The organism is Glutamicibacter sp. BSL13, assembly GCF_052928425.1.
In genome coordinates this window covers 1-7,654 of sequence record NZ_JAVGCZ010000114.1, presented here as the reverse complement: position 1 = coordinate 7,654, position 7,654 = coordinate 1, and the positions used below count along the sequence as shown (strand labels likewise).

Genomic DNA, 7,654 nt, shown 5'->3' with positions numbered 1-7,654 from the left:
CCACCATGGCCATGCCCCGCGAGGAGCGTTCCGGGGCCACCGCCGTTTCGGAGGACTCCGCCGACGAGCCGACCTCGAAGCGGGAGCTGAAGCGGGCGCAGCGCCAGTGGCGCAAGCAGGCGCAGGTGCCAACTCACCGGCTGGGCAAGCCCAGGAGCCCGGCGCAGAAGGTGCTGGTCTCGGTGCTGCTGCTGGCCGTGGTGGCCCTGGTCGCGGCCGGGGCGTGGTTCTTCGGGCGCGGGCCGGGCAGCGTGGTGAACATCCCCTCGCTCAGCGGCCTGGTGCAGGCCCAGGCGGTGCAGCGCCTGGAATCCGCCGGGGTGCCGGTGCGGGTGAACAACGCCTATAACGACGAGGTCGCGCCCGGGCGGGTGATCGACTCGAACCCTGCCGAGGGTGAGAACATCATGCGCTTCCAGGGGGTGGAGCTGGTGATCTCCCGGGGCCCGGAACTCTTCCAGATGCCCGATGTGACCGGGATGGACACCTCCGCCGCCCGCCAGCGGCTGCAGCAGATGCAGCTGTCGGCCCCGAGCGTGGACCAGGAGTACTCACAGAGCGTGGACGAGGGGCAGGTGATCTCCAGCAAGCCGGCCGCCGGGGAGCAGCTGACCCGCAAGACCGCGACCTCCCTGGTGGTTTCCGCCGGCCCGGCGCCGGTGAACGTGCCCTCCCTGGTGGGGCTGGATGAGCAGGCCGCCCGGGGGGCCGTTGAGGAACTGGGCCTGAGCCTGCAGGTCGGCGAGCCGGTGTATTCCAGCGACGTCCCGCGCGGCCAGGTGGCCGTCCAGGATCCGGCCGAGGGCACGGTTCCGGCCGGGGGCAGCATCAGCGTGCAGCTTTCCCAGGGCCCGGAGTACGTTCAGATTCCCTCGGTGATCGGCCAGGAGGTGGAGCAGGCGGTGTCCGCCCTGGAGCAGGCCGGGTTCCAGGTCGAGACCCGTGACATGCTCGGCGGGCACTCCAGCACGGTGCGCCTGCAGACGCCGCTGAACCAGCAGGCCGAGCGCGGCGCGACGATCACGCTGTACGTGTTCTAACTGGACCGCGGCCCGTCTGGATCGCTTCCACCCGGCCCGGTTCGGTTCCGTCCGGCCCGGTTCGGTTCCGTCCGGCCCGGTTCGGTTCCACCCGGCCCGGTTCGGTTCCGGGCGATCCGTTCTCCTTGTTTCGGCGAATCCGGCTTAACGCAGAACATCCCCGAGCGGTGCTCGGGGATGTTCTGGATTAACCCGGTGGCCCGGCAGGCCACATGGGATGACCGTCTAGCGGCGGCGTCCGCGCTTCTTCAGCGCCGCGGAGACCAGGAACGCCATCTCCAGGGACTGGCGGTGGTTCAGCCGCGGGTCGCAGACCGACTCGTAGAGGTTGTCGAAGTCCTCCTCGCGGATCGGGTCCGCGCCGCCGAGGCATTCGGCGACGTCGTCGCCGGTCATCTCCACGTGCAGGCCGCCGGGGAAGGTGCCCAGTTCGTCGTGCACCTCGAAGAAGCCGCGCACCTCGTCCATCACGTCGTCGAAGTTGCGGGTCTTGTACCCGTTCTGGCTGGTCACGGTGTTCCCGTGCATCGGGTCGGTCACCCACAGCACCTGGGCGCCGGAGTCGGTGACCTTCTCCACCAGGTTCGGCAGCTTCTCGCGGATGTTCTTCGCCCCCATCCGGGTGATGAACGTCAGCCGGCCCGGCTCACGGGTCGGGTCCAGCTTCTCGATCAGCGCCAGGGTGTCCTCCACCGAGGTGTTCGGCCCCAGCTTCACGCCGATCGGGTTGCGCACCCGGGAGAGGAAGTCCACGTGGGCGTGGTCCAGCTGGCGGGTGCGCTCCCCGATCCACAGGAAGTGCCCGCTGGTGTCGTATGGCAGGCCGGTACGCGAGTCGGTGCGGGTCAGCGCCCGCTCGTAGTCCAGCAGCAGGGCCTCGTGGGAGGCGAAGAACTCGGTGCGCTTGAGCGCCTCGAAGTCCGCACCGCAGGCGTCCATGAAGCGGATCGCCGAATCGATCTCCCCGGCCAGCTGCTCGTAGGCGGAGTGTGCCGGGTTGGCCATGAACCCCTGGTTCCAGGAGTGCACGCTGCGCAGGTCCGCGAACCCGCCCTGGGTGAACGCGCGGATCAGGTTCAGCGTCGCCGCGGAGGTGTTGTACGCGGTGACCATGCGCTTGGGGTCGTGGGCGCGGGATTCGGGGGTGAAGTCAAACCCGTTGACGATCTCCCCTCGGAAGGCCGGCAGCGTCACCCCGTCGCGGGTTTCATCGTTCGAGGAGCGCGGCTTGGCGAACTGCCCGGCCATGCGGCCCATCTTGATGACCGGCATCGACGAGCCGTAGGTGAGCACGACGGCCATCTGCAAGATGGTGCGCACCCGGGCCGAGATCTTATCGGCCGTGGCCCCGTCGAAGGTTTCGGCGCAGTCCCCGCCCTGGAGCAGGAACGCCTTGCCCTGGGCGGCGGCGGCCAGGCGGGCGCGCAGGATGTCGACCTCGCCGGCGAAGACCAAGGGTGGTCGCGAACCCAGCTCGGCAATCGAGGCGCTATAGTCCGCGTGCTCGCTCCAGGTCGGCTGCTGGGCGATCGGCAGGTTGCGCCAAAGGTCCAGGTCTGGGTCGGTTGCGGGGCCGGCTACGGAGGAGCCTGGCAGTGGGGTTCGGAATACTTCAGTCACCCTTCCAAGTCTACGGGCCGGGCACCAAAAGCACTGCGGCGAATGTAACATCGGCCCGTAACACTGGCCATCCCCGGGCCCGCCGGACGCAGCCGCGCGGCCGCTGGAGGCAGCCGCCAGACCGCGCACCCGGCCGCGGTCTGGCGGCTCAGCGTTTGCGCGGGGCGTAGACGTCGACGTACTGCTGCCCGGAGAGCTGCCCGATCGCCTCGCGGATCTCGTCGGCCACCTGGCGCAAGACCTGCGAATCCTGCGCCTGCCCGCGCCGGTCGGAGAAGTCCAGGGGCTGGCCGATGCGGATGCCGATCCGCCCCGGGCGCGGGATGCGCCGCCCGATGGGCTGGACCTTGTGGGTGTCGATCATTGCCACCGGGATCACCGGCGCCCCGCTTTCCAGGGCCAGCTTCGCCACCCCGAGCTTGGCCCGGTACAGCCGGCCGTCCGGGGAGCGGGTGCCCTCCGGGTAGATGCCCAGCAGCTTGCCCTCGGCCAGCGCCCCGGCGGCGCTGGCCAGGGACTGGGCCGACTTCGCTCCCCCGGAGCGGTCCATCGGCAGCTGGTTGATCGAGCGGAAGAACCAGGCCGTGAAGCGCCCCTTCAACCCGGTGCCGTTGAAGTACTCGTCCTTGGCCAGGAACACCACGGGCCGTTCCAGGCTGGCGGGCAGGAACACCGAGTCGGAGACCGACAGGTGGTTGGAGGCCAGGATCGCCGCGCCGGTGGGCGGCACGTGCTCGGTGCCCGTCAGGTCGATGCGGAAGAAGATCTTCAGCAGGGGGCGGACCGCGAACCGCTTGAGGAAGTCATACAGCACGTTTCTTGGGTTCCTTCGGGTGTCGGTGATGAATCGCAGGTTACCGCAGGGCCGGGGCGGTGTTCGCCGACCGCGTGGCTCCCTGTAACCAATTGTGCACTAGTCTCGAGGTGTGAGGCGGCAGAAAGGCAGGCTGATGCACCCCCAACCAGGCCCCAACAACAGCGACGCGGCCCCCACCGCGGACGGGCACGTCCCAGCGCAAGCGCAACTGTCCGCGGATGCCCAGCAGGCACCCACCCCGCGCAAGGACGAGGTCGCGGTGCTGCTGATCCACGGGTTCACCGGCTCGCGCACCGCCATGCGCCCCTGGGCCCAGGCCCTTGAGCAGGCCGGCTATCACACCCAGATGGTGCTGCTGCCCGGGCATGAGACCCGTTGGCAGGACATGGTCAAAGTGCCCTACGCGCACTGGATCCACGCCACCGAGCAGGCCTTTGACGAACTGGCGGCCAGGTACCGCACGGTGTTCGTCGCCGGGCTGTCGATGGGCGGGGCGCTGGCGCTGCACCTGGCGACCCGGCGCGAGGTGGCCGGGCTGCTGCTGACCAACCCGGGGCTGGTCGTGGACTCCCCGCTGGCGCCATACACGAAGTACCTGCGCTGGGTGGTGCGCTCCACCTCCCCGATCAGCAACGACATCGCCCTGCCCGGGGCGGACGAGCAGGCCTACCCGCGCACCCCGGTCGCCGCCGTCGCCCAGCTGCACCGGTTGTTCGAGCAGACCCGCCGGCGCCTGCCGCTGATCACTTGCCCGATCATCCTGTTCCGCTCGGCCAGCGACAACGTGGTCTCCGACGCCTCGGTGCGCGCCCTGTTCGACGGGCTGGCGCCGAACTCGAAGATCCAGCGGGTGGACCTGCCGCACAGTCTGCACGTGGCCACCCTGGACTACGACGCGCCGCTGATCTTCGAGCGCTCCGCCCAGTTCATCGCCGCCCACACCCCGGCCCGGACCTAGGCAGCGGCGTGGTGGACCCGAAGGACCAACGACCCTCCAGCACCCCGGACCCGCAGTGGGATGAGCTGGTAGCCCGGCTGCAGGCGGCCGGCCCGCTGCCGCGTCGACCCCGGACCGGGTCCGACGGGGACCAACCCGGGGATCAGGCCGGGGGCCAGGGCGGGGACCAGGCGCCGAGCGGGAGCCCAGATCCCGGCGCGGCACAGGCGAAGCGTTCGAACGACGATCCCACCCGGGAAGCGGACCAATCCGCGGCCGGGAAGCATGACCCCGCAGGCACCGACACCGGCTCCGGCGGCCAGTCCGGTCCCGGCATCCCGGGCACCCCCGGCAACTCCGTCACCCCGGGCCCTGCCGGCAAGGCGGGCAACAAGGGGCCCGAATCCCACGATGAGCGCCTGCGCCGGCTGTTCACCACCGGTCCCGGGGCCAGCGGCCCGCGCGATTACGCGCTTCAGGAGGAACCGGACGGGGAGTTCGTGCCGGAGGACCCGGTGGCGATCGGGTCCGGCGACCCGGTGCTGACCCTGGCCTGGCTGGCCGCGGCCGGCGGCCCGCTGGCGCTGCTGCTGGGCGTGATCTTCTTCCGCGGCGCGCCCACGGCCCTGTTCATCGCGCTGGGGCTGATCACCCTGGCCGGGGTGGGCCTGCTGCTCTACCGGCTACCCAACGACCGCGATCCGGGAGATGATGGGGCTAGGGTATAGCCAACTTGGCCACAGGTCGCAGCTAGGTTACTATCAAGTAATATCATGTGACGTAGCTTACTCGCTGCGATTACCCCGGTCACATACGTCAGGAGTGAGACACCGATGATCGAGTTCAGCACCCCGATTCGCATCAAGAGCCCCGAACAGTCCAACATCACCGATCTGCTGTTGCGGCACGCGAATTCCGCGGCGAATCCGGCGCTGTTCTCCAAACCCCGCCCCGACGGCAGCTGGCAGGACATCACCGCCTCGCAGTTCGCCGCCGACGCGGCCGCGATCGCCAAGGGCTTCATCGCCCAGGGCATCGAACCGGGCAGCCGCATCGGGCTGATGTCGCGCACCAAGTACGAGTGGACGCTGGTGGACTTCGCCATCTGGTTCGCCGGATGCATCACCGTGCCGGTGTATGAAACCTCCTCCCCCTCCCAGGTCGCCTGGATCCTGGGCGACTCCGGGTCGGTGGCGATCGTGGTGGAGACCCCGAACCACGAGAACGTGGTGCGCCAGGCCGCCCACCAGGAGCAGCTGGAGGCGCTGGAACACGTCTGGCAGTACGAGGGCGGGCTCGATGAGCTGCGCCAGGCCGGCCAACAGGTCTCCGACGAGCAGCTGGAGGCCCGCCGCAGCGCACCGGGGCTGCGCGACACCGCCACGCTGATCTACACCTCGGGCACCACCGGGCGGCCCAAGGGCTGCGAACTGACCCACGGCAACTTCGTGGAGCTGGCCGACAACGCGGTCGCCGAGCTGCCCGAGGCGGTCTACCCGGGCGCGGCCACCATCATGTTCCTGCCGCTGGCCCACGTCTTCGCCCGCTTCATCTCCATCGTCGCGGTCGCCGCCGGCTGCCGCGTCGGGCACACCCCGGACGTCAAGCACCTGCTGGAGGACCTGCAGTCCTTCAAGCCCAACTTCATCCTGGCCGTGCCGCGGGTGTTCGAAAAGGTCTACAACTCGGCGATGCTCAAGGCCGAGGACGGCGGGAAGGGCAAGATCTTCCACACCGCCGCCCGTGCTGCGGTGGCCTACTCCCGCGCCCAGCAGGAGGGCAAGATCCCGCTGGGCCTGAAGCTGAAGCACAAGCTGTTCGACGTGCTGGTCTACTCCAAGCTGCGCGAGGCCATGGGCGGGAACGTGCGCCACGCCGTCTCCGGCGGCGGCCCGCTGGGCGAGCGCCTGGGCCACTTCTTCAACGGCGTGGGGGTCACCGTGCTGGAGGGCTACGGCCTGACCGAGACCACCGCCCCGATCACCGTGAACACGCTCAAGCAAATCAAGATCGGCACCGTGGGCCGCCCGCTGCCGGGCAACGCGGTGAAGATCGCCGGGGACGGGGAAATTTTGGCCCGCGGCATCTGCGTGATGCCGCGCTACTACAACCGCCCCGACCTGCAGCGCGAGGCCTTCACCGATGGCTGGTTCCACACCGGGGACATCGGGGAGCTGGATGAGGACGGGTTCCTGAAGATCACCGGGCGCAAGAAGGAAATCATCGTCACCGCCAGCGGCAAGAACGTGGTCCCGGCGCTGCTGGAGGACCAGATCCGCGCCGACGCGCTGGTCTCCCAGTGCCTGGTGGTGGGCGACAACCGCCCGTTCATCGCCGCACTGGTCACCCTGGACCCGGAGGCGCTGCCCGGCTGGCTGGAACGCCACCAGCTCTCCCGCGACCTGCCGATGGCCGAGGTCGTCCAGCAGCCGCAGGTGCGCACCGCCCTGCAGAAGGTGATCGACAAGGCCAACGAGTCGGTCTCCCGCGCCGAGCAGATCAAGGAGTTCCGCGTGGTGGCCGAGGACTTCACCGAGGAATCCGGGCACCTGACCCCTTCGCTGAAGATCAAGCGCGCCAAGGTGCTCAGCGACTACCAGGACGTGGTGGAGGCGATCTACTCCAAGCCCAAGGCCTGATCCAGCACCGCATCACGCAGCTGGTCGATCCCCGCAGCGGCGGCACGCCTTCGCAACGGCGTGCCGCCGCTGGCGTGTTCCAGCACCTGGGCGCCCAGCGGCACATGCGCGAACGCGAAGGATCCGGCCAGCTGGCGGCGCTGGCCCACCGGGGCGAAGATCAGGTGCGCTGCCAGCTGCTGGCGCCCGTTGGCCAGCAGCCATTCGACCAGGTCCATCAGCCGGTCCTGTGCCCCGTCATCGCTGGTGGTCACCACGACCAGCACGGCCTGGGCCGGCAGCTGGCCATCGAGCACCGCCTGCACCCGGCCCGGGCCGCCCAGGGTGAAGCTGGTGCTCACCGAGGCCTCGGCCAGGGCGGAGGCCAACTTCAGCCGCAGCGGCTGCAGCGCAACCTCGGGCTCAAGCCGGAACAGCGCCACCGGCAGCTTCGGGTGCTTCGCCGCGACCTGCGCACCCACCTGCGCCAGGGGCCGCACGCCTTCGGCCGCCGCGGCACCGGAGGCCGGGCCCTTGCCGGGGGCGGTGCCGGCTGCGGAGCCGGGATTGGAACGGGAACCGGGAATCCAGCGCATGTACGGGCCTTCCTGATCGTCACACT

Annotated in this window: 7 protein-coding genes; 4 read left to right on the top strand and 3 right to left on the bottom strand. The window is 69.7% G+C overall.

Annotated elements, in window-relative coordinates; translation table 11 throughout:
• Positions 1-1,040, top strand: a 1,040-nt coding sequence (locus RCJ92_RS14065) for a PASTA domain-containing protein (RefSeq protein ID WP_446754873.1), incomplete at its 5' end; no start/stop codon positions are given.
• A gap of 225 nt (positions 1,041-1,265) precedes the next feature.
• On the opposite strand, the gene RCJ92_RS14060 is transcribed toward RCJ92_RS14065, so the two are convergent.
• Positions 1,266-2,660, bottom strand: a complete 1,395-nt coding sequence (locus RCJ92_RS14060; protein ID WP_138172924.1) for a class II 3-deoxy-7-phosphoheptulonate synthase — start codon at positions 2,658-2,660, stop codon at positions 1,266-1,268.
• Positions 2,661-2,808: 148 nt separating this feature from the next.
• Complete coding sequence (locus RCJ92_RS14055; protein WP_138925946.1) at positions 2,809-3,474, bottom strand: lysophospholipid acyltransferase family protein; 666 nt, start codon at positions 3,472-3,474, stop codon at positions 2,809-2,811.
• Positions 3,475-3,610: 136 nt separating this feature from the next.
• Between RCJ92_RS14055 and RCJ92_RS14050 the strand changes: the two genes are divergently transcribed.
• The 3 genes from RCJ92_RS14050 (at position 3,611) to RCJ92_RS14040 (ending at position 7,053) form a co-directional block, all read left to right on the top strand.
• Positions 3,611-4,435: an alpha/beta hydrolase gene (locus RCJ92_RS14050; RefSeq protein ID WP_446754872.1), complete on the top strand. Its 825-nt coding sequence runs from the start codon at positions 3,611-3,613 to the stop codon at positions 4,433-4,435.
• An 8-nt stretch (positions 4,436-4,443) separates the two neighbouring features.
• A complete protein-coding gene (locus RCJ92_RS14045; protein WP_446754871.1) occupies positions 4,444-5,142 on the top strand; it encodes a hypothetical protein in 699 nt (232 codons plus the stop codon).
• 105 nt (positions 5,143-5,247) lie between these two features.
• Entirely contained in the window at positions 5,248-7,053 is a 1,806-nt protein-coding gene (locus RCJ92_RS14040; protein WP_346922881.1) for an AMP-dependent synthetase/ligase, read from the top strand.
• Here RCJ92_RS14040 and RCJ92_RS14035 read toward each other — a convergent pair.
• On the bottom strand, positions 7,032-7,654 hold a 623-nt coding region (locus tag RCJ92_RS14035), incomplete at its 5' end, for a hypothetical protein (protein WP_446754870.1). The two genes, RCJ92_RS14040 and RCJ92_RS14035, sit on opposite strands and share 22 nt — an antisense overlap.